This is a genomic window from Delftia sp. 60, assembly GCF_002754395.1.
Taxonomy (GTDB): Bacteria; Pseudomonadota; Gammaproteobacteria; order Burkholderiales; family Burkholderiaceae_C; genus Comamonas; species Comamonas acidovorans.
Map to the genome: position 1 here is coordinate 3119823 of NZ_PEFD01000001.1, position 19133 is coordinate 3138955.

Here is a 19133-nt window from a genome sequence, read left to right on the forward strand (position 1 = left end):
TAGCAAGAAGGGAGAGCAAGGAGGGATTCAGGCAGTGGCGAGGGCTGCGTAGTCCGAGTAGCCGCGCGCGTCGCCGCCAAACAGGGCCTTCGGATCGAATGCGGCCAGCGGCGCCTGGGCGGCGTAGCGCGCCGGCAGGTCCGGGTTGGCAATGAAGGGGCGGCCGAAGGCGACGAGGTCTGCCAGGCCCTCGTGCAGGATGGCTTGGGCGCGCTCCGCGTCGTACTTGCCCGCAACGATCACCTTGCCCTGGTAGGCGCGGCGCAGCGCGTGGCGGAAGTCCTGCGGAATCTCGGGCGCATCGTCCCAATCGGCTTCCGACAGGTGGATGTAGGCCAGGCCGATTTCGTCGAGCCTGCTGGCCAGATGCAGGATGGTCTCGATGATCTGCGGGCAGTTCATGTTGCGCTGCGTGATGAAGGGCGCCAGGCGGATGCCGGTGCGCTCGGCCCCGACCTCGCCCGCCACGGCGGCCGCGACCTCTTCGGCGAAGCGCGTGCGCTGGGCGATGCCGCCGCCGTAGGCGTCGGTGCGGTGGTTGGAGGTGGTGCGCAGGAACTGATCGATCAGGTAGCCGTTGCCGCCGTGGATTTCCACGCCATCGAAACCGGCACGCATCGCATTGGCCGCGCCCCTGCGGAAGTCGCCGATCACGTCCTGGATGTCCTGTGCGCTCAGTGCACGCGGCACGGGGCAGTCGACCATGCGGCCGACACCGTCGTCGCCGACCACCCAGACCTGCGCTTGGGGCGACAGCGCCGAAGGCGCGACCGGCAGGCCATCGGCGTGAAAGCTGGCATGCGACATGCGGCCAACGTGCCACAGCTGCAGCACCATGCGCCCGCCGGCGGCGTGCACCGCGTCCGTGACGCGGCGCCAACCGTCCACCTGCGCCTCTGAATAGATGCCGGGGGTGAAGCTGTAGCCTTGGCCCTGGCGGGAGATCTGGGTGGCTTCCGAGACGATCAGGCCGGCGCTGGCGCGTTGTGCGTAGTAGGTGGCCATCAATGCATTGGGCACGTCGCCTGGCTGGCTGGTGCGGCTGCGCGTCATGGGGGCCATCACCATGCGGTTGGGCAGGCTGAGCGTGCCGAGCTGCAGGGGGCGAAACAGGGGCGTGGAGGCGGTGGTCATTCGGTTTCTTGGCGGAGCTGTAGAGGTGTTGGGGCGGTGGCGGAAACCCGGTTCGCAAGTCGTCTGGGCATGGAGCGATGTTGACCTGGGCGTTTCAATTGAAAAAGACCCGCAGGACTGAAGGCGGCTTCAAAAGAAATTTGACGATGAGGTCAGGGCGCGGCCTGCACAACAGCCGGGCGGATGGCCTTGCCCCGCCTGCCTGGCTACCATCTCCCCCATGAAGACCCAATACTTCGCCGCCACCTCACTCGACGGATTCCTGGCCACCGAGGACGACTCCCTGGACTGGCTGTTCCCGCTGGGCGACATGCAGGCCACGGGCTACCCGGAGTTCATTGCCGGCTTGGGCGCGCTGGCCATGGGGTCCGCCACCTACGAATGGATGCTGCGCCACGCGGAGACGGTGGCGCAGGAGACCGGGGCGGCGTGGCCCTATACGCAGCCTGCCTGGGTGTTTTCCAGCCGCACGCTGCCTGGTATCCCGGGTGCCGATATTCGGTTTGTCAGCGGTGATGTGCGTGCCGTGCATGCGCAGATGCAGGCTGCGGCCGGCGGGCGCAACCTTTGGATCATGGGAGGCGGGGACCTGGCAGGCCAGTTCTACGACGCGGGCCTGCTGGACGAGATGATCCTGAGCGTGGGCTCGGCCACGCTGGGCCGGGGCAAGCCGCTGTTTCCGCGCCGGGTGCTGCATCCGGTGCTGCGTTTGTTGTCCGTGCGGCAGATCGGCGAGGGCATGGCGGTGCTGCATTACGAGGTGCGCAAGAGCACGGCCTGACGGGCTCCCTGATTCGGTCTGCGCGCCGCTCAGTTCGCCTCCCCGCGCCCAGGCGCCGTCATCCCCGGAATGTATTCATTGGAGATGAAGCTGCGGCAGCGGTGCATGAAGGCTTCCACCACGTGGCGGGGCTTTTGTTCGCGGGCCCAGGCCAGGCCCAGCTTCATGGGGCGGTGGTTGCCGTTCAGGTGCAGGTTGACGATCTTCTTGCCGTCCAGCGCATGGGAGTTGCGCGGGCGCACGTTGACCAGGGAGTAGCCCACGTCGTTGGCGACCAGGGAGCGCACCACGTCGGGGCTGGCGCTGCGGGCCGCGATCAGGGGCGAGACGCCGGCTTCGCGGAACAGCGACATGAAGTATTCACGGCTCAGGGGCAGGTCCAGCAGGACCATGGGCAGTTGGGCCAGCGCCTCCAGCGTGGTGGAGCGGTGGTTGGCCAGCGGGTTGAGTTCGCTGACGATGACCATGGGCGGCAGCTGGGCCAGGGGCTCGAAGCAGATGTCCGATTCGGCCACCAGCAGGTCGTAGGTGATGGCGACATCGATCTGCGCGGTGCGCAGCTTGTGGATCAGGCCTTCCTGGTGGTCCTCGATCTGGGTGACCGTGGCCTTGGGGTGGGCGCGCGCGAATCCCTGGCACAGCTCGGGGGCGACCATGGCCGCCAGCGTGGTGAAGCAGCCCACGCGCACGGGGCCGCGCACCTGGCTTTGCGCGCTGCTGGCCACGTCGTACAAGGCCATGGCCTGGTCGAGCAGGCCGCGGATTTCCCGCAGGACCTCGGCGCCTGCGGGCGTGACGGACAGGCCCTGCGCATGGTGGCGCACGAACAGCGGCACCTGCAGCTCCGCCTCCACCTGGGTGATGGCCGATGAGATGGACGAGGGTGAGACGTGGATGCGGTTGGCGGCCTCGGCAATGCTGCCGAATTCGCCCGCTGCCACGCAGTATTCCAATTGTCTGAAGGTCAGTCGTGTCAGCACGGTGTGCAAGAGGTGGAGAGGGGGAGGGCGGCCAGGGTGACCTGCCGCGTAGTTGACCAAGCGGCGGGCCGCGCTGCAAGAGGCCCTTCCCGCAAGGCGCCTGCATTGTGCGGCGGTCGGGCCCCGGCAGCCTTCAGTCGCTGGCGTTGTGATTGCGAAACCATTGCGCCACCGCACCGTCGCCCTGGGCCGGCGCCTGCGTGGCCTTCACGCGGTCCGTCAGGCCGGCGGACTTGCCCACGAAGTCCAGCGGCGCATCCCAGTTGAAGTGCCGGTACACGGCCGCCGTCTGGGCGTAGGGCGGGCATTGCGCAAACAGCTGGAAGCTGAGCCGGTGGCCGGCGTGGTCCGAGTCGAGCAGGTCGCGCGCATAGGCCAGCAGCCTGCGGCGGTCGTCGGCCTGCGATTGCGGGCCGAGCGTGTAGAACTTGCGCAGCCAGGGGCCGGTGTCCTCGTTCTCGAAGCTGGCGTGGTCCGGCGTCAGGCAGACCTGGCCGCCGCACAGCTCGCGCACGGTGTTCATCATGTGGTGCAGCTGGCCGGTGGCCAGCGACCTTCCGGTGAACAGCAGCGACTGGTTGGGCATCATCAGCCCGGCCGGGCTGCGCTCGGCCAGCGCGATGGCGGCCGTGAGGTGGGCGTTGATGCCTTCGCGGTAGCAGGCCAGGCCGGCCAGCCTGTCCTGCACGGCCTGCAGCTTCTCCACGCCGGTCTGGCGCGCGTTGTGCAGGGCCGTGCCTATCAGCATGTCGGCCAGCTTCAGGCTGCGCTGCAGGAAGGTGAAGGCCGAGTAGCGGTGCAGCGTCTCGCGCAGGAAATGGGCGGCCCGGGTGTGGCGGTAGAACAGCACGTTCTCCCAGGGAACCAGCACGTCGTCGAAGACCACGATGGCATCCACTTCGTCGAAGCGATGGCTCAACGGATGGTCCTGGGCCGATGCGCGGGCGGCCAGGCCCGGGCGGCAGATGAAGCGCAGGCCGGGCGCGCCCAGGTCGCAGATGAAGCCTATGGCGTATTCGGACTGCGCCGCGTCGCCCCAGTGCGCCAGCCCCGGCTTGGTGAAGGCCTGGTTGGCATAGGCGGCAGCGGTCTCGTACTTGGCGCCGCGCACGATGACGCCTGCATCGGTCTCCTTGACCACGTGCAGCAGCACGTCGGGGTCCTGGTCCTGCGGCAGGCGCGAGCGGTCGCCCTTGGGGTCGGTGTTGGCCGATACGTGGAACAGGTCGCCACGCACCACGCGGCGGATGTGGGTGCGGATGTTGGCGGAAAAGCGCGGGTCCAGCTCGTTGAGCACGTCCTGGCCGTCGAACAGCGACCACATCTCGCCCACGCTCTCGTCGCCCACGCGCATGACCACGCCGCCCATGTCCTCCAGCAGCAGGTCGGTGGCGCGGCGCTTGTCCCACCAGTCCTGGCGCGTCAGCGGCAGCTTGTGGGCGATGGGGTGGCGCTCGCCGTCGCCTTCGTCGTAGGTGAGCGCGTCGCGCAGCGCGGCCTCGTGCTGCAGGTCGTACATGCGCGCGCGGATGTCCACCAGCGGCTTGAACATGGGGTGGGTGGTCACATCCTTGACGCGCTCGCCGTTCATCCAGACCCGCCGGCCATCGCGGATGGAGTCGCGGTACTGGCTGCCTGTCCTGATCATCAGCGGCTGGCCCACTTGCCGTCTTTGACCTCGTGCAGCTGCAGCTCCACGGGCACCTGCGTCTGGCCGTTGGCATCAAAGGTCACGGTACCGGTCACGCCGTCGTAGCGTATGGCGCGGATGGCCTTGGCCACGGCCTGCCGGTCCTTGGTGCCTGCCGTCTTGAGTGATTGCAAAAGGATGCCGGTGGCGTCGTAGGCGTACTTGGTATACGGGCTCTCGGAGTCGGCATAGCCCTTGGCGGCATAGGCACGGCTCATGGCGTCCAGCCGGGGGTTGGTCTGCGATTTGGGCGTGCCGACGATGGTGCCGTCCGCGGCCGGGCCGGCGATCTGGATCAGCTGCGGGTCGAAGATGCCGCTGATGCCCAGCATGGGCTGCTTCATGCCCAGCTCGGCCATCTGCTTGCGCACGATGCCGGCCTCCGTGATCACGCCGCCGAAGTAGACCGCGTCGGGGTTCAGGCTCTTGATCTTGGTGAGGATGGAGCGGAAATCCGTGGTGCCCACGGGGTAGCTTTCCTCGGCCACCACGCTGCCTTTTTCTGCCTTGTAGAAGCTGCCGAACGAGGCCAGGTTGGCGCGCCCGTAGTCGCTGGTGTCGGCAATGATGGCGATCTTTCTTGCGCCCAGGCCCGTGGCGGCCCAGGCGGCCAGGGGCTTGTTCTCGTTGACCAGGGTGGGCGTCACGCGCGTGGTGTTGGCGAAGTTCTGGTCGGTGATCTTGGGGCCGATGGCGCCCCAGACGATGAAGGGCATCTGCACGCGGTTGAACACCGGCAGCGTGGCCAGGGCCACGGGGCTGTTCCAGTGGCCTATGGCGCCCACCACGTCGCGGTCGTTGACCAGCTTGAGCGCGGCGGACACGCCGGTCTGCGGGTCGGAGGCATCGTCCAGCACCACGCCCTCCACCTTGAACGGCACGCCGGCCGTGGCGTTCCACTGGTCTATGGCCAGCAGGAAGCCGTTCTTCGCGCCCAGGCCCTGCTGTGCGTTGCCGCCGCTGACGGGGCCGATGAAGCCCAGCTTCACGGTGGACTGGGACCAGGCCGCGCCGCAGGCCAGCGTGGCGGCGGCCAGCGCCAGGGCGGATGCGGCAAGGCGCCTGCGCGATGGCAGGAGGGCGGTGGTTGTCGTGAAGGCTTGCATGGTCGGTCGGTCCTGTTCAGGTGAAGACGAGGGGCAGCCATGGCGGCCCGGGGAGGCCGGGGGGCCGGGGCGGCGGGGCGCCACGGTGCATGGCGGGCTGGCCGGCGCTGTCTGGCAACGCCGCCGGATCAATGTATCGCCGCACCTGCCCGGGACTGGATCGCGTTTTCCGAAGCAGCGCCTCGGCAAAAGCGACGCAGGTTTTGCGCGGTTTCTTGCTTCAATGGCTGCGTGACATGGAGACAAGCGAAGCCCCGCCAACCCGGCCGAACCCGACACAAGAGGAACCCTATCGATGCATGACGCGCTGTTCCAGCAACTCATCAACTGGCTGACCCTGGGCTGCATCTACAGCCTGCTTGCCCTGGGTTTCAGCCTGTTGTTTGGCGTGCTGCAGGTGATTCACTTTTCCCATGGCGACGTGGCCATGGTCGCCCCCTTCATCGCCCTGGCAGCCGTGCAGGCCCTGGCTGCCGCGCTGGGCGGCTCGGCCCCCTGGCTGGTGCTGGGCCTGGCCTGCCTGGTGGCCATTGCGGCGGTGGGAGGGCTGGGCGTTGCCCTGGACCGGCTGGTGATCAGCCGCTTTCGCAATGCGCCGGCCATGATGCCGCTGGTGGCCACGGTGGCGCTGGGCATCGTGATCCGCGAGCTGATCCGCCACCTGTACCCGCAGGGCAGCAATCCGCACGCGTTCCCGGCGATTGCGCAGGGGGCCGTTCCCACCCCGTTCGGGCCGCTGCCCCTGATCAGCGTGGTCTCGGTGCTGGTGGCGGTGGCGCTGGTGGGCGCGCTGCTCTATGTGCTGCACCACACGCCCATGGGCATGCGCATACGCGCCGTGTCGCAGGACCGCGAAACCGCGCGGCTGTTCTCGATTGCGCCGGGGCCGGTGTTTCGCAACACCTTCTTCATTGCCTCGGCCACCGGCGCGGTGGGCGGCATCTTCCTGGCCAGCTATGCGGGCGTGGTGCGCTTTGACTTCGGCGTGCAGGCGGGGCTGATCGGCTTTTCCGCCGCGGTGGTCGGCGGCCTGGGGCGGCTCGGGGGCGCCATTGTCGGCAGCCTGCTGATTGCGGCCATCGAGACCATCGTGCAGGGCTATGTGCCCAACGGCACCTCGTACCGCCTGGTGTTCGTGTTCGCCCTGGTGATCCTGGTGCTGATCTTTCGCCCCGCCGGCCTGTTCGGCGTTCAGAAAATGGAGAAGGTGTGATGCAGACAACGACGATACAGGCGCCGCCGCAGGCGGCACCACGGAGTGCGGGCTCTGCCGCCATCGTGCTGGGCGTGGCCCTGGCGGGCGCCGTGCTGCTGCGCCAGTTCCTGCTGGCCGAAAGCTGGATCACGGTGCTGGCGCTGCTGGCCTGCTTTGCCGTGGCCCTGGTCGCGGTGCAGAAACGCCCGCTGGTGGAAGACCGCATCGTGGCCGCCTTCGGCCAGTGCAGGCCGCTGGCCGTGGGCACGGGCGTGGTGCTGGCCCTGGTGTTTCCGTGGGTGCTGGGCGGTGACAGCTACGCCATGCACCTGATGATCATCGCCTGCCTGTACGCGGTGCTGGCGCTGGCGCTGAACTTCCAGCTGGGCAGCGCCAACATACCGAACTTCGCCACCGGCGCGTCCTACGGCATCGGCGCCTATGCGTCGGCCCTGCTGGCCATCCACTTTGGCGTGAGCTTCTGGATCTGCCTGCTGGTGGCCGCCGCCGTGGCCACGGTGTTCGGCTTTTTGCTGGGCCTGCCGTCCATGCGCACCCGCGACAGCTACCAGGCGCTGGTGACGATCGCCTTCGGCATCGTCGTGCACCAGCTGCTGATGAACCTGGAGTGGACGGGCGGCGCCAACGGCCTGGTGGGCATTCCTTCGCCCACACTGTTCGGGCATTCGTTCAACGACCCCATCACGCTGTGGGGCCACAGCCTGCCGGGCCAGGCCAACTTCTACTACGTGGCCGTCGCCCTGCTGGGGCTGGCCATCGTCTCGGCGCAGCGCCTGCACAGCTCGCGCGTGGGACTGGCCTGGAATGCCCTGCGCGACGACGAGATCGCCGCGCGCGCCTGCGGCATCAACGTCACCTGGTTCAAGGTCAAGGCCTTTGCGGTGGACGCCTTCCTGGCGGGCTTCGCGGGCACGGTGTATGCGTTCTATGTGAGCTTCATCTCGCCGGACAACTTCACCTTCCTGGTGTCCGTGACCATCATGACGCTGGTGATCGCAGGCGGCATGGACAACACGCTGGGCGTGATCGTCGGCGCCTTCCTGCTGACCATGCTGCCGGAGAAGCTGCGGGCGTTTTCCGACTACCGCATCCTGTTCTACGGCCTGGTGGTGATCGCCTTCCTCATCATCCGCCCGCGCGGCATCTTCCCCCAACGGGTGCGCAACCATGAGCATTGATTCCCATCCCACCCACCATGCCGCGCCCGCAGGCCCGCGGGTTTTGGAGGGGCGTGGCCTGACCATGCGCTTCGGCGGCCTGACGGCGGTGCAGGGCGTGGACATCCACCTGGCGGCGGGCGAGGTGCTGGGCATCATCGGGCCCAACGGCGCGGGCAAGTCCACCTTGCTGAACCTGCTGACCGGCATCTACCAGCCCACCGAGGGCGAGGTACTGCTGCAAGGCCGCTCGCTCAAGGGCATGGCCGCGCACGACATCGCGGGCGCCGGCATTGCGCGCACCTTCCAGACCAGCCGGCTGTTCGGCTCGCTGAGCGTGCTGGACAACGTGATCATCGGCATGCACGCGCGCACCCGCTGCGGCGTGCTCACCGCGCTGCTGCGCCCGGCCGTATCGCGCGCCGAGATGAAGCGCTGCGCCGAGCGCGCCTGCGCGCTGCTGCAAAGCGTGTCCAGCGACCTGCACCAGCGCCGCAACGTGCTGGCCAGCAGCCTGCCGCAGGCCGACCGCCGCCGCCTGGAGATTGCGCGCGCCCTGGCCGCCGAGCCCCGCATCGTGCTGCTGGACGAGCCCTCCAGCGGCATGGACGATCGCGACACCGATGCGCTGATCGCCGACATCCAGCGCCTGCGCGAAGGCAATCCGGCGCTGGGCTTCATCATCATCGAGCACGACATGCGGCTCATCGCCACCTTGCCGCACCGCGTGATGGTGCTGGACTACGGACGCAAGATCGGCGACGACAGCTTCGAGGCAGTGCGCCGGCTGCCGCGCGTGCAGGAAGCCTATCTGGGCAGAAAGGCCAGCCATGCTTGAACTGGACTCCATCAGCACGCGCTATGGCGTGGTGAACATGCTCAACCAGGTCTCGCTGCAGGTGCCCGAGCACAGCATCGTCTGCCTGCTGGGCCCCAACGGGGCGGGCAAGACCACCACCTTCAAGGCGATTGCGGGCCTGCTGCCCGTGCACCACGGCGCCATCCGCGTCATGGGCCAGCCGCTGGCGCGCATGCGCACCGAGGACCTGGCCGGCCTGGGCGTGGGCTTCGTGCCCGAAGGCCGGCGCCTGTTTGCCGAGCTGACCGTGCAGGAGAACCTGAAGATCGGCCACGACGCGCTGCGCCCGCAGCAGGGCTTTGCCCAGGCGCTGGAGCGTGTGGTGGCCCTGTTCCCCCGGGTGGGCGAGCGCCTGTCGCAGGCGGCGGGAACGCTGTCCGGCGGCGAGCAGGCCATGGTGGCGCTGGGCCGCGTGCTCATGGGCGAGCCGCGCCTGGTGGTGATGGACGAGCCCACGCTGGGGCTGTCGCCCAAGCTCATCGAGGAGTACTTCGAGACGGTGCAGCGCATCCACAGCCAAGGCATCACCGTGCTGCTCATCGAGCAGAACGCCGAGGCGGCGCTGTCCATCGCCCACACGGGCTATCTGCTGCTCAAGGGCCAGCTGGTGGCCTCGGGCACGGCCAGCGAGCTGCTGGCCAACGACGTGGTGAAGCACCTGTACCTGTAGCGCCGCACGGGCGGCCTTCACCTCCTTCCCTTTTTTGTTGCGGACCACACCAAGGCAGTCGGCACCGCGCCGATGCGGGACGGCCTGCGCCTTTTTTTCCTGAGAGACCCACACCATGACAGCTGAAATCCAAACCATCAACACGCTCGTGGTCGGCGCCGGGCAGGCCGGCATTGCGGCCAGCGAACACCTGAGCCAGCTTGGCGTAGAGCACCTGGTGCTGGAGCGCCAGCGCATCGCCCAGGCCTGGCGCACGGGGCGCTGGGACTCGCTGGTGGCCAACGGGCCGGCCTGGCATGACCGCTTTCCGGGCCTGGAGTTCAAGGGCGACCGCGACGGCTTTCCCGGCAAGGACGAGGTGGCCGACTACTTCGAGGACTATGTCCGCCAGATCAAGGCGCCCGTGCGCACCGGCGTGGAGGTCAGGCGGGTCACGCGCAACCAGGGCCGGCCGGGCTTCACGGTGGAAACGTCCGAAGGCGTGATCGAGGCCCGCAACGTGATCGCGGCCACGGGGCCGTTCCAGGTGCCGGTGATCCCGCCGATAGCGCCGGCTGCGCCCGCTGCATCCGCCGATGGCAGCCTGCTGCAGATTCATTCCGCGCACTACCACCGCCCCGCGCAGCTGCCCGAAGGCGCCGTGCTGGTGGTGGGCGCAGGCTCCTCGGGCGTGCAGATCGCTGACGAACTGCAGCGCGCGGGCCGCAAGGTGTTCCTGTCGGTGGGCGCCCATGACCGGCCGCCGCGCGCCTACCGCGGCCGTGATTTCTGCTGGTGGCTGGGAGTGCTGGGCGAATGGGATGCGGCCATTGCCAAGCCCGGCCGCGAGCATGTGACCATCGCCGTCAGCGGCGCGCGCGGCGGCCACACCGTGGACTTTCGCGCGCTGGGACACCAGGGCATCACCCTGGTGGGGCTGACCGAGTCCTTCGCCGATGGCAGTGTGCGCTTCCGGGACGACCTGGCCGAGAACATCGCCAACGGCGACGCCAACTACCTGGCCATGCTCGATGCGGCCGACGACTACATCCGCCGCAACGGCCTGGACCTGCCCGAGGAGCCCGAGGCGCGCAGGCGCCTGCCCGATCCCGAGTGCGTGACCCATCCGCTGCGCGAACTCGACCTGGCCGCCGCAGGCATCACTTCCATCATCTGGGCCACGGGTTACAGGGTGGATTTCAGCTGGCTGCAGGTGGACAGCTTCGAGCCCGGCGGCAAGCCGCGCCACCACCGCGGCGTGGGCCATGAGCCCGGCATCTACTTCCTGGGCCTGCCCTGGCTGTCGCGCCGTGGCTCGTCCTTCATCTGGGGCGTGTGGCATGACGCCAAGTTCGTGGCCGACCACATCGCCAAGCAGCGCCGCTACAGCGACTACGACGCCGCTGCCCGCTGCCCGCTGCCCGCAGCCGGTAGCCGGTAGCAGGTAGCAGGTAGCGCGCTCTGAGACACCTTCCCATCCACCCCCTGCAGGAGCCAGACCATGCCCACCCATACCCGCATCCGCATGTTCAACACCAAGGACACCTATCCCAACCAGTCGCTGGACAACGACCTGTGCCAGGCCGTGCGCGCCGGCAACACCGTCTATGTGCGCGGCCAGATCGGCACCGATTTCGAGGGCAACCTGGTCGGCCTGGGCGATCCGCAAAAGCAGGCCGAGCAGGCGATGAAGAACGTCAAGCAGCTGCTGGAGGAGGCGGGCAGCGACCTGTCGCACATCGTCAAGACCACCACCTACATCATCGATCCGCGCTACCGCGAGCCCGTCTACCGGGAAGTGGGCAAGTGGCTCAAGGGCGTGTTTCCCATCTCCACGGGGCTGTGCATCTCGGCCCTGGGGCAGCCGCAGTGGCTGATGGAGATCGACGTGATCGCGGTCATCCCCGATGACTGGCAGCCACCGGCCAGCGCCTGAACGTCAACCACAGCAAGCACGTACTACAGCCGCATAGGCAGGAGGCAGAAACCATGACTTTTTCGATTGTGGGGCGCTGCGAGCGCACCGGGCAGCTGGGCGTGGCCATCAGCTCGTCCAGCATTGCGGTGGGCGCGCGCTGCCCCTGGGTGCGCGCGGGCGTGGGCGTGGTGTCCACGCAGAACATCACGCTGCCCGCCCTGGGGCCGCGCGTGCTGGACCTGCTGGAGCAGGGCGCCGACCCCCAGGCCGCGCTGCGCCAGGCGCTGGACGACGGCAGCTGGCCCCAGTACCGCCAGGTCACCGTCGTGGACGCGCAGGGCCGCACCGGCGTCTTCAGCGGCAGCCAGGCGCTGGGCATCTTCACCAGCGCCGTGGGGCGGCAGTGCGTGGCGGCCGGCAACCTGCTGGCCAGCGAACGCACCATCGAGGCCATGGTGCCGGCCTTCGAGCGCAGCGCGGCGCTGCCGCTGGCCGAGCGCCTGCTGGCCGCCATGCGGGCCGCCATGGCCGCGGGCGGCGAGGCCGGGCCCGTGCATTCGGCCGCGCTCAAGGTGGCGGGCGAGCACAGCTGGCCCATGGCGGACCTGCGCGTGGACTGGTCCGAGCACGATCCCATCGGCGCGCTGCAAAGCCTCTGGGCCGCCTACGCGCCGCAGATGCAGGACTACCAGACGCGCGCCATCCATCCCACGGCCGCGCCCAGCTACGGAGTGCCCGGCGATGAATGAGGCGGCCGGGTAGCTGACACATCGCCTTGCCCGGGCGCACGGGCGTGTCGCGGCACTGGCATGGCGCTCACTTGGCGTCCGAAATCACGGGGGTATCGGGCGTCCAGCACGTGGTGCGATTGCGGCCATTGCGCTTGGAGAAGTACATGGCGGCGTCGGCCCGCTCCAGGCAGCGCTCGACCGATGCCTCGCCCTCGTCCATGAGGCATACGCCCAGGCTCACGGTGAAGCGGATCGGGCTGTCCTGGCCCTGTACGGACACGGCCAGCGCTGCCACGGCCTCACGCAGGTTCTCCGCGCGCCGCAGTGCGGTGGGGGCGTCCACGTCCGTCAGCAAGACGGCGAATTCCTCGCCGCCCAGGCGGCCCAGCATGTCGCCCTGGCGCAGCTGCTTGGACACCGCGATCACCAGATGCCTGAGCACTTCGTCGCCCACGCCATGGCCGAAGCTGTCGTTGACGCGCTTGAAATGGTCGATATCCAGCATGATCAGTGCCGACGGATGGCTCAGTCCCAGGCGCAGGTGCTCCAGCTCCGACTCCATGCGCGTGATGAAGGCCCGCCGGTTGCTGGCACCCGTGAGCGCATCGGTCAATGCCAGGGCTTCGAGCTGCGTTTCGCGCCTCTTGTAGTCGGTCACGTCGTGGAATACCCAGCAGTAGCCAAGCAGCCGCTCCTGCCTGCGAAGCGGCAGCAGCTCCGTTTCTATATGGCGGCCGTTGGACAGGGCAAAGATCGTTCGTTGCGACAGGGCGCCTGCCCCCGGTTGCGGCGCAGGCTGCAAGGCCGTTGCCATGGCCGGGGGCAAATAGGACAGCAATGTCTGCAGGCTTTCCCCCACAAGGTCCGCGGCGGACAGCGGCAGCTCGAACAGGTCCACCAGCATTGCGTTGCTTGCCCTGATGCATTGCCCCGCGTCGTCGGTCACCAGGATGCCCGCCGGAAATTTCTCGATGATGGCCTCCAGCCGCTGCTGGACCTCGTGCAAGGCGCTTTCTGCCTGATGGCGGGCATCTACGTCGAACAGTGTCCAGATCACATTGCCTTGGGGATCTTCGGGGTCCAGCAGTGCCCCCTGCATGTCGAACCAGCGCATGTGTCCGCCCTTGACCTTCAGTGCCCACTCGGTACGCACCGTGCCCTTCAGGCTCAGGCGCTCGTACAGCGATGCGAAGCTGTGGAAGCTGTCGCTGGACGGATGCAGTTGCTGGAATGAGCACTGCGGCTCCAGTGCGCCCGCCGCAAGGCCAAAGCACTCGGCTGCCCGGGCATTGGCGTAGACGATGCTGCGGCGATGGCTGGCGACAAGCACCAGGGCGCTTCCGCGCTCCAGCAGGGCGCCCACCATGTGGGTCTGCTCCACCCGTTCCTGGATATCGGTGTGCATTCCGAGCATGCGCAGTGCCTTGTTGTCGGCATCGCGCAGGGTGACCTCCCCGCGCGATTCGATCCATCGCCAGGAGCCATCGGCCTGCCTTATGCGCATCTCGACACGGAATGGGTCGCCGTGTTCGAGGTGGCGCCTGAGCCGTTCCTGGACGCGAGGCTGGTCCAGTGGGTGCAGCAGATGCATGAAGCCGGCCACGGTGAACGAACCGAGTGCCTGGTCCGGCATGCCCAGCATCTGGTAGCAGCGGGCATCCCACAGCACCTGGTCCTGTTCGCGGTCCCACTGCCAAAGTCCGTCACGCACGGCGCCGATGGTCAGCCGCAGACGCTCCTCGCTTTCGTGAAGCGCCTTGCGCAGGCCTTCGTCCTGGGTGACATCGAGGATGTAGCCATGCCAGAGCACGGTTGCGTCTTCGGTGCGTTGCGGGCGTGCATGGCCCTGCAGCCAGCGCACGGAGCCATCGGCGGACTGTACGCGGTACTTGCAGGCCCAGTCCCCCTGGCTGCGCATCGCTTCGTCGATGGACTGCCGGAGCGCGGAGATATCTTCCGGATGAACCCGCTGTGCCAGGTCCTGCAAGGCCGTGCCTGCCGTATCCGCATCGATGCAGTGCATTGCATAAAAGCCGGGGTTGGCAAACGACAGGGCGTAGTGGCCGGCAGGGTCCCAGCTGTACTGGAACAGGCCGCCCGGGACTTCCTCGGACAGGAGATGAAAGCGCTCTTCGGACTGGACCCGCTGGTCCTCCTCCCGCCAGCGCTGGAACGCCAGCCAGGCCGTCAGCATCCCGCCCAGAAAAATCAGCAGCGTGCCTATGCCGTTGCGCCACAGGCTCTGCCGTATGGTCTCGTTGAGCGGGCCGAACACGGCCTCGTGGTCCAGCCCCGTGCTCACCAGGATCGGAAAGCCGCTCACGCGGCTCCAGGCATACATGCGCTGTATGCCGTCGGTGCTCGCCAGCGCCTCGTAGGTGCCATGCGTGACGTCGGGGGCAAACAGCGCCACCCGCGCCGCGGGCAGCTGGCGCCCGAGCACCCGATCCTGGTTCTGCGAGCGTGCAAGATAGGTGCCGTCCTCGCGCAGCAGCAAGATCACGTCGCGCGGGCTGTCGAAGATGGCCTGCAGCTGCCGCGACAGGTACTGCGGCGACAGCGACACCACCAGCACGCCTGCAAACGCGCCTCGGTGGTGCAGGGCGCGGCTCAGCTGGATACCCCATTGCCCGGAAACCCGTCCCTGCACCGGACGGCCGATGAAGGTTCCCTGCGTCAGACCCTTCAGATGCGCCTGGAAATGTTCGCGGTCGAGAATGGACACGCTCTGCGCAGGCGGCTCCGAGGCTGCCAGGCTCGAATACACCACCTGGCCGTTCGCATCGGCCACGGCCACCTGGACGATGGTGCCGGGCGGATAGGCCTCCTGGACGCTGGCGACGGCCCGCCCGAACGCCTCGGAGTCACCCGACTCGTAGTCCCGGGCCAGGTCCCGCAGGGAATAGTTCAGGCCCGACAGCATGGTCCCGGCCTGCGCGGAAACCGCCTGGGACATCTGCGAGACGCGCAGCCATGCCTGATCCCGTGTGTAGCGCTGCATGTACTGGTGGCTGGTCAGCAACGCGGCCCAGTACAGCCCCGCTGCCAGCACCATGAAGCAGACGCCCACGATGATGGCCAATGATGTTCTTGCGTGCGAGCGCGAGGAAAGGGCGGAACGATGGATAGCGGTGGAACGAGAAGACATGCAACGCAGCGAGACAAGAAAAGAGATCTGCAACGCCAGCCGTCAACCGCAATGACCCACCGATACGGCGCCCCTGCACGCCACAGCGTTCGAGACGCAGGTCCTGCCTGCCGGTGGGCCAGAGCAACCGATATGACTCTGTGGATACGCTGCTCTGTAAGCATGCTAACCCAGATAGGGGCCCGCGCGATAGCCAGCAAGGCAGGGCGGGGCCTGCAGGCTGCAGCAGCCGGCGCGCAGCCTATCTGCGCGTCCCGGATGTCTGGGGTGTCTTGGGTGTCTTGGGCGCCGCGGTCCTGGCAGCGTCCGGGGCCTGCCCGGGTTGCGCCTGCGGAAACACCCGCGCGCAGAGGAAGTCCACCAGCGCCCGCAGCTTGGGCGAGGGGTGCTTGCTGGCGGGCCACAGCACGTGGAAGACGTTGGTGTGCTCCATGCAGTCCGCCAGCACGGGTTGCAGCCGGCCGTCGGCCAGCGGCTCGCGGATGGAGAACTCCGGCAGGTAGGCGATGCCCAGGCCCTGCAGCGCAAAGCACAGCCGGGTTTCGATGTTGTTGCAGATCATGGAGGTGGGCAGTTGCAGCTCGGGCGCGCCCGCTGCGCGCCGCAGCACCCAGGGCTCCAGCTTGCCGCTGTGGGGGTAGCGGTAGTGCAGGCAGCTGTGCTGCAGCAGATCTTCGGGCACCCGGGGCGTGCCGCGCTGCGCCAGGTAGCCGGGCGAGGCCACCAGCAGGTAGCCGAAGGCGCCCAGCCGGCGCGCGGACAGGCGTGAGTCGGCGGGCGCGCCCGTGCGCACCACGGCGTCGAAGCCTTCCTCGATCACATCGACCAGCTGGTCGGTGAAGTCCAGGTCCAGCTCGATCTCGGGATAGGCGCGCATGAACTCGCCCAGCACCGGCAGCACCAGCGAACTGACCAGGGGCAGGCTGACCCGCAGCCGGCCGCGCGGCGCGGTGCTGGCCTGCGACAGCTCCAGCTGCGCGGCCTCGATCTCGGCCAGGATGCGCCGGCTGCGCTCCAGGAACAGCGTGCCCTCGGCCGTCAGCGTGATGCTGCGCGTGCTGCGGTGGAACAGGCGCACGCCCAGCCGGTCCTCCAGCCTTGCCACGCTCTTGCCGATGGCCGATGCCGAGACGCCCAGCAGCCGGCCGGCCGCCACGAAACTGCGGGTCTCGGCGACCTGCACGAACACCAGGAAACCGTTGAGGCTGTCCAAGGCCACTCCTTCATTGCGGACAGAAAGATCCGCATAGCGCGGAAATCTACCCCACTTTTTCTTTAATCGCGGTCTTTCTATCGTCGGAACCCTGTTCATTTGATCCCGGGAATTCCCATGACGATTGCCCTTTTTGCAGCGCCTTCAGCACCTGCTGCACCCGATGCACCCGCTGCGCTGCCTGCGACCCTGTCGTCCGCGCCCCTGTCCGACCGCATCCAGGCCGTGGTCCGGCAGGCGCTTGAGGCGCAGCGCCTGGTCGGCGCCGTGGTGCTGGTGGCGCGTGGCGGCGCGCTGGTCCACCGCCAGGCCGCAGGCTGGGCCGACCGCGAGCGCGGGCTGCCCATGGCCGTGGATGCGGTGTTTCGCCTGGCCTCGGCCAGCAAGCCCATCGTCTCGGCTGCCGCGCTGGTGCTGGTGGCGCGGGGACTGCTGGCGCTGGACGAGGGGGTGGAGCGCTGGCTGCCCCGGTTCCGCCCCCGGCTGGCCGATGGCCGGCCCGCCCGCATCACCGTGCGGCAGCTTCTCAGCCACACGGCGGGGCTGGGCTACCGCTTCTTCGAGGCCGATGCACAAGGCCCCTATGCGCGCGCGGGCGTTTCGGACGGCATGGACCGCCAGGCCATCGGACTGGCAGAGAACCTGGAGCGCATCGCCAGCGTGCCGCTGCTGTACGCGCCGGGCACGGCCTGGGGCTACTCGCTGGCCACCGATGTGCTGGGCGCCCTCATTGAACAGGTGCATGGCAGGCCGCTGGACCAGGCCGTGCGCGAGCTGGTGACCGGGCCGCTGGGCATGACCGATACCGGCTTTGCCGTCACCGATGCGCTGGCCGCGCAGCGCGTGGCCACGGCCTATGTCAGCGATGTGCCGCAGCCCCATCCGCTGGCCGAGGGCGAGACCGTGTCGCCCTTCGAGGGGAGCATCGGCATTGCCTTCAGCCCTTCGCGCATCTTTGACGCCCAGGCCTTTGCCTCCGGCGGCGCCGGCATGGCGGGGACGGCAGGCGATTTCCTGCGGCTGCTGGAAGCCCTGCGCCAGGGCGGCAACACCCTGCTGCCCGACGCCCTGGTCGCCGAGATGGAGCGGGACCAGACCGGCGGGCTGGCCCTGCCCAATGCGCCGGGCTTCGGCTTTGGCCTGGGCTTTTCCGTGCTGCGCGATGCGGCGCAGGCGGCATCGCCGGAGTCGGTGGGCACCTGGCGCTGGGGCGGGGCCTATGGGCATTCCTGGTTCGTGGACCGGGCGCAGGAGCTCAGCGTCGTGGCCTTCACCAACACCTTGTACGAGGGCATGTCGGGGCGCTTCGTCAACGATTTGCGCGACGCGGTATACGGGGTTTGTGAGGTCCAAGGGGTTTCGGGAGCGCCGCAATGACCGGAACACGCCAGGACCGCCTGCCCGTTGCCTCCCTGCTGGCGCTGGCCATGGCGGCCTTCATCACCATATTGACGGAGGCGCTGCCGGCCGGCCTGCTGCCGCAGATGGCCCAGGGCCTGGCCGTGACTGAGGCCTGGGTAGGCCAGACCGTCACCCTCTACGCCATAGGCTCCCTGGTGGCCGCCATACCGCTGACGGCCGCCACGCACGGCATGCGCCGCCGCCCCCTGCTGCTGGCGGCGATCGCGGGCTTTGTCGTCGCCAACACGGTCACGGCCTTGTCCACGCACTTTGCGCTGACCCTGGTGGCGCGCTTTCTGGCGGGGGTCTCGGCCGGGCTGCTTTGGGCGCTGCTGGCCGGCTACGCGGCACGCATGGTGCCCGGCCATCTCAAGGGCCGCGCCATCGCCATTGCCATGGTGGGCACGCCGCTGGCGCTGTCGCTGGGCGTGCCGGCCGGCACCGTGCTGGGCCAGTGGGTGGGCTGGCGGCTGTGCTTCGGCCTCATGAGCGTGCTGGCGCTGGCGCTCATGGTCTGGGTGCGCGCCCGCCTGCCCGACTTCGCGGGGCAGGCGGCAGGCCGCCACCTGCCGCTGCGGCGCGTGTTCACCCTGGCGGGCGTGCGCCCCGTGCTGTTCGTGGTGCTGGCCTTCGTGCTGGCGCACAACATTCTCTACACCTACATCGCGCCCTTCCTGGCGGTGGCGGGCATGGCCGCGCGCACGGACCTGGTGCTGCTGGTGTTCGGCGCCACCTCCGTGCTGGGCATCTGGATCACCGGCGTGCTGATCGACCGCCACCTGCGTGCGCTCACGCTGGCCAGCATTGCGCTGTTTGCACTGTCCACGCTGATGCTGGGCGTGGCCGCAGATGCGCCGGCCCTGGTGTATGCGGCGGTGGCCGTCTGGGGCCTGGCCTTTGGCGGCGCCGCCACGCTGCTGCAGACCGCCATTGCCCACACGGCGGGCGAGGCCGCCGACGTGGCGCAGTCCATGCTGGTCACGGCCTGGAACATGGCGATTGCCGGCGGCGGCATCGTGGGCGGCCTGCTGCTGGCGCGCATGGGCGTGGGCGCCTTCACGCCCGTGCTGCTGGCGCTGCTGGGCGCATCGCTGGCCGTGGTGTGGGCGGCCAGGCGGCATGGGTTTCCTGCGGTGTGCAGGTAGGGCAG

At 68.5% G+C, this 19133-nt stretch carries 16 protein-coding genes; 10 read left to right on the top strand and 6 right to left on the bottom strand.

Annotation, left to right across the window (positions count from 1 at the left end; genetic code table 11):
* Positions 1-27: 27 nt before the first annotated feature.
* Positions 28-1134 (bottom strand): alkene reductase, encoded by a 1107-nt coding sequence (locus tag CLV01_RS14195; protein WP_099734032.1) that lies wholly within the window; start codon positions 1132-1134, stop codon positions 28-30.
* Positions 1135-1354: 220 nt separating this feature from the next.
* Between CLV01_RS14195 and CLV01_RS14200 the strand changes: the two genes are divergently transcribed.
* Positions 1355-1915 carry a dihydrofolate reductase family protein gene (locus tag CLV01_RS14200; protein ID WP_099734031.1) on the top strand — a complete coding sequence of 187 codons (561 nt, stop codon included), beginning with the start codon at positions 1355-1357 and terminating at the stop codon, positions 1913-1915.
* A gap of 29 nt (positions 1916-1944) precedes the next feature.
* Here the strand turns inward: CLV01_RS14200 and CLV01_RS14205 are convergent, their stop codons facing one another.
* The 3 genes from CLV01_RS14205 to CLV01_RS14215 all read right to left on the bottom strand — a co-directional run bounded on the left by CLV01_RS14205 (position 1945) and on the right by CLV01_RS14215 (position 5691).
* The gene (locus CLV01_RS14205) at positions 1945-2895 is read right to left on the bottom strand and encodes a LysR family transcriptional regulator (RefSeq protein WP_034398359.1); all 951 of its coding nucleotides are present in this window, start codon (positions 2893-2895) and stop codon (positions 1945-1947) included.
* A 133-nt stretch (positions 2896-3028) separates the two neighbouring features.
* Positions 3029-4558: a 4-hydroxyphenylacetate 3-hydroxylase family protein gene (locus tag CLV01_RS14210; protein WP_257221293.1), complete on the bottom strand. Its 1530-nt coding sequence runs from the start codon at positions 4556-4558 to the stop codon at positions 3029-3031.
* Positions 4543-5691: a branched-chain amino acid ABC transporter substrate-binding protein gene (locus CLV01_RS14215; protein ID WP_013802993.1), complete on the bottom strand. Its 1149-nt coding sequence runs from the start codon at positions 5689-5691 to the stop codon at positions 4543-4545. The genes CLV01_RS14210 and CLV01_RS14215 overlap by 16 nt, the downstream gene beginning before the upstream one ends.
* Before the next feature lie 295 nt (positions 5692-5986).
* Here CLV01_RS14215 and CLV01_RS14220 point away from each other — a divergent pair, with 295 nt between their 5' ends.
* The 7 genes from CLV01_RS14220 to CLV01_RS14250 all read left to right on the top strand — a co-directional run bounded on the left by CLV01_RS14220 (position 5987) and on the right by CLV01_RS14250 (position 12239).
* Positions 5987-6904 carry a branched-chain amino acid ABC transporter permease gene (locus CLV01_RS14220; RefSeq protein ID WP_099734030.1) on the top strand — a complete coding sequence of 306 codons (918 nt, stop codon included), beginning with the start codon at positions 5987-5989 and terminating at the stop codon, positions 6902-6904.
* Positions 6904-8085: a branched-chain amino acid ABC transporter permease gene (locus tag CLV01_RS14225; protein ID WP_026062742.1), complete on the top strand. Its 1182-nt coding sequence runs from the start codon at positions 6904-6906 to the stop codon at positions 8083-8085. The genes CLV01_RS14220 and CLV01_RS14225 overlap by 1 nt, the downstream gene beginning before the upstream one ends.
* Positions 8075-8902: an ABC transporter ATP-binding protein gene (locus tag CLV01_RS14230; RefSeq protein WP_088165169.1), complete on the top strand. Its 828-nt coding sequence runs from the start codon at positions 8075-8077 to the stop codon at positions 8900-8902. Before CLV01_RS14225 ends, CLV01_RS14230 begins: the two co-directional genes overlap by 11 nt.
* Positions 8895-9593 (top strand): ABC transporter ATP-binding protein, encoded by a 699-nt coding sequence (locus CLV01_RS14235; protein WP_016448200.1) that lies wholly within the window; start codon positions 8895-8897, stop codon positions 9591-9593. Before CLV01_RS14230 ends, CLV01_RS14235 begins: the two co-directional genes overlap by 8 nt.
* Positions 9594-9708: 115 nt before the next feature.
* A complete protein-coding gene (locus CLV01_RS14240; RefSeq protein WP_099734029.1) occupies positions 9709-11013 on the top strand; it encodes a flavin-containing monooxygenase in 1305 nt (434 codons plus the stop codon).
* Positions 11014-11073: 60 nt separating this feature from the next.
* Positions 11074-11508, top strand: a complete 435-nt coding sequence (locus CLV01_RS14245; protein WP_012204875.1) for a RidA family protein — start codon at positions 11074-11076, stop codon at positions 11506-11508.
* 53 nt (positions 11509-11561) lie between these two features.
* Positions 11562-12239 carry a DUF1028 domain-containing protein gene (locus CLV01_RS14250; protein ID WP_099734028.1) on the top strand — a complete coding sequence of 226 codons (678 nt, stop codon included), beginning with the start codon at positions 11562-11564 and terminating at the stop codon, positions 12237-12239.
* Between the two features lie 67 nt (positions 12240-12306).
* Here the strand turns inward: CLV01_RS14250 and CLV01_RS14255 are convergent, their stop codons facing one another.
* Both CLV01_RS14255 and CLV01_RS14260 read right to left on the bottom strand, forming a co-directional pair.
* The gene (locus CLV01_RS14255; RefSeq protein WP_257221294.1) at positions 12307-15303 is read right to left on the bottom strand and encodes a diguanylate cyclase; all 2997 of its coding nucleotides are present in this window, start codon (positions 15301-15303) and stop codon (positions 12307-12309) included.
* 307 nt (positions 15304-15610) lie between these two features.
* Positions 15611-16582, bottom strand: coding sequence for a LysR family transcriptional regulator (locus tag CLV01_RS14260; protein ID WP_099734027.1), 972 nt, complete (start codon positions 16580-16582; stop codon positions 15611-15613).
* A 117-nt stretch (positions 16583-16699) separates the two neighbouring features.
* On the opposite strand from CLV01_RS14260, the gene CLV01_RS14265 reads away from it, so the two are divergent.
* Together CLV01_RS14265 and CLV01_RS14270 are read left to right on the top strand one after the other, a co-directional pair.
* The gene (locus CLV01_RS14265; protein WP_099734026.1) at positions 16700-17959 is read left to right on the top strand and encodes a serine hydrolase domain-containing protein; all 1260 of its coding nucleotides are present in this window, start codon (positions 16700-16702) and stop codon (positions 17957-17959) included.
* Positions 17956-19128 carry an MFS transporter gene (locus tag CLV01_RS14270; RefSeq protein WP_099734025.1) on the top strand — a complete coding sequence of 391 codons (1173 nt, stop codon included), beginning with the start codon at positions 17956-17958 and terminating at the stop codon, positions 19126-19128. Before CLV01_RS14265 ends, CLV01_RS14270 begins: the two co-directional genes overlap by 4 nt.
* Positions 19129-19133: the final 5 nt, after the last annotated feature.

Bases quoted from the DNA above. Each gene is read 5' to 3' on its own strand.
- CLV01_RS14270 (WP_099734025.1), top strand. From the start codon at position 17,956: ATGACCGGAACACGCCAGGACCGCCTGCCCGTTGCCTCCCTGCTGGCG.
- CLV01_RS14245 (WP_012204875.1), top strand. From the start codon at position 11,074: ATGCCCACCCATACCCGCATCCGCATGTTCAACACCAAGGACACCTAT.
- CLV01_RS14230 (WP_088165169.1), top strand. From the start codon at position 8,075: ATGAGCATTGATTCCCATCCCACCCACCATGCCGCGCCCGCAGGCCCG.
- CLV01_RS14200 (WP_099734031.1), top strand. From the start codon at position 1,355: ATGAAGACCCAATACTTCGCCGCCACCTCACTCGACGGATTCCTGGCC.
- CLV01_RS14250 (WP_099734028.1), top strand. From the start codon at position 11,562: ATGACTTTTTCGATTGTGGGGCGCTGCGAGCGCACCGGGCAGCTGGGC.
- CLV01_RS14240 (WP_099734029.1), top strand. From the start codon at position 9,709: ATGACAGCTGAAATCCAAACCATCAACACGCTCGTGGTCGGCGCCGGG.
- CLV01_RS14225 (WP_026062742.1), top strand. From the start codon at position 6,904: ATGCAGACAACGACGATACAGGCGCCGCCGCAGGCGGCACCACGGAGT.
- CLV01_RS14215 (WP_013802993.1), bottom strand. From the start codon at position 5,691: ATGCAAGCCTTCACGACAACCACCGCCCTCCTGCCATCGCGCAGGCGC.
- CLV01_RS14265 (WP_099734026.1), top strand. From the start codon at position 16,700: ATGACGATTGCCCTTTTTGCAGCGCCTTCAGCACCTGCTGCACCCGAT.
- CLV01_RS14220 (WP_099734030.1), top strand. From the start codon at position 5,987: ATGCATGACGCGCTGTTCCAGCAACTCATCAACTGGCTGACCCTGGGC.
- CLV01_RS14235 (WP_016448200.1), top strand. From the start codon at position 8,895: ATGCTTGAACTGGACTCCATCAGCACGCGCTATGGCGTGGTGAACATG.
- CLV01_RS14195 (WP_099734032.1), bottom strand. From the start codon at position 1,134: ATGACCACCGCCTCCACGCCCCTGTTTCGCCCCCTGCAGCTCGGCACG.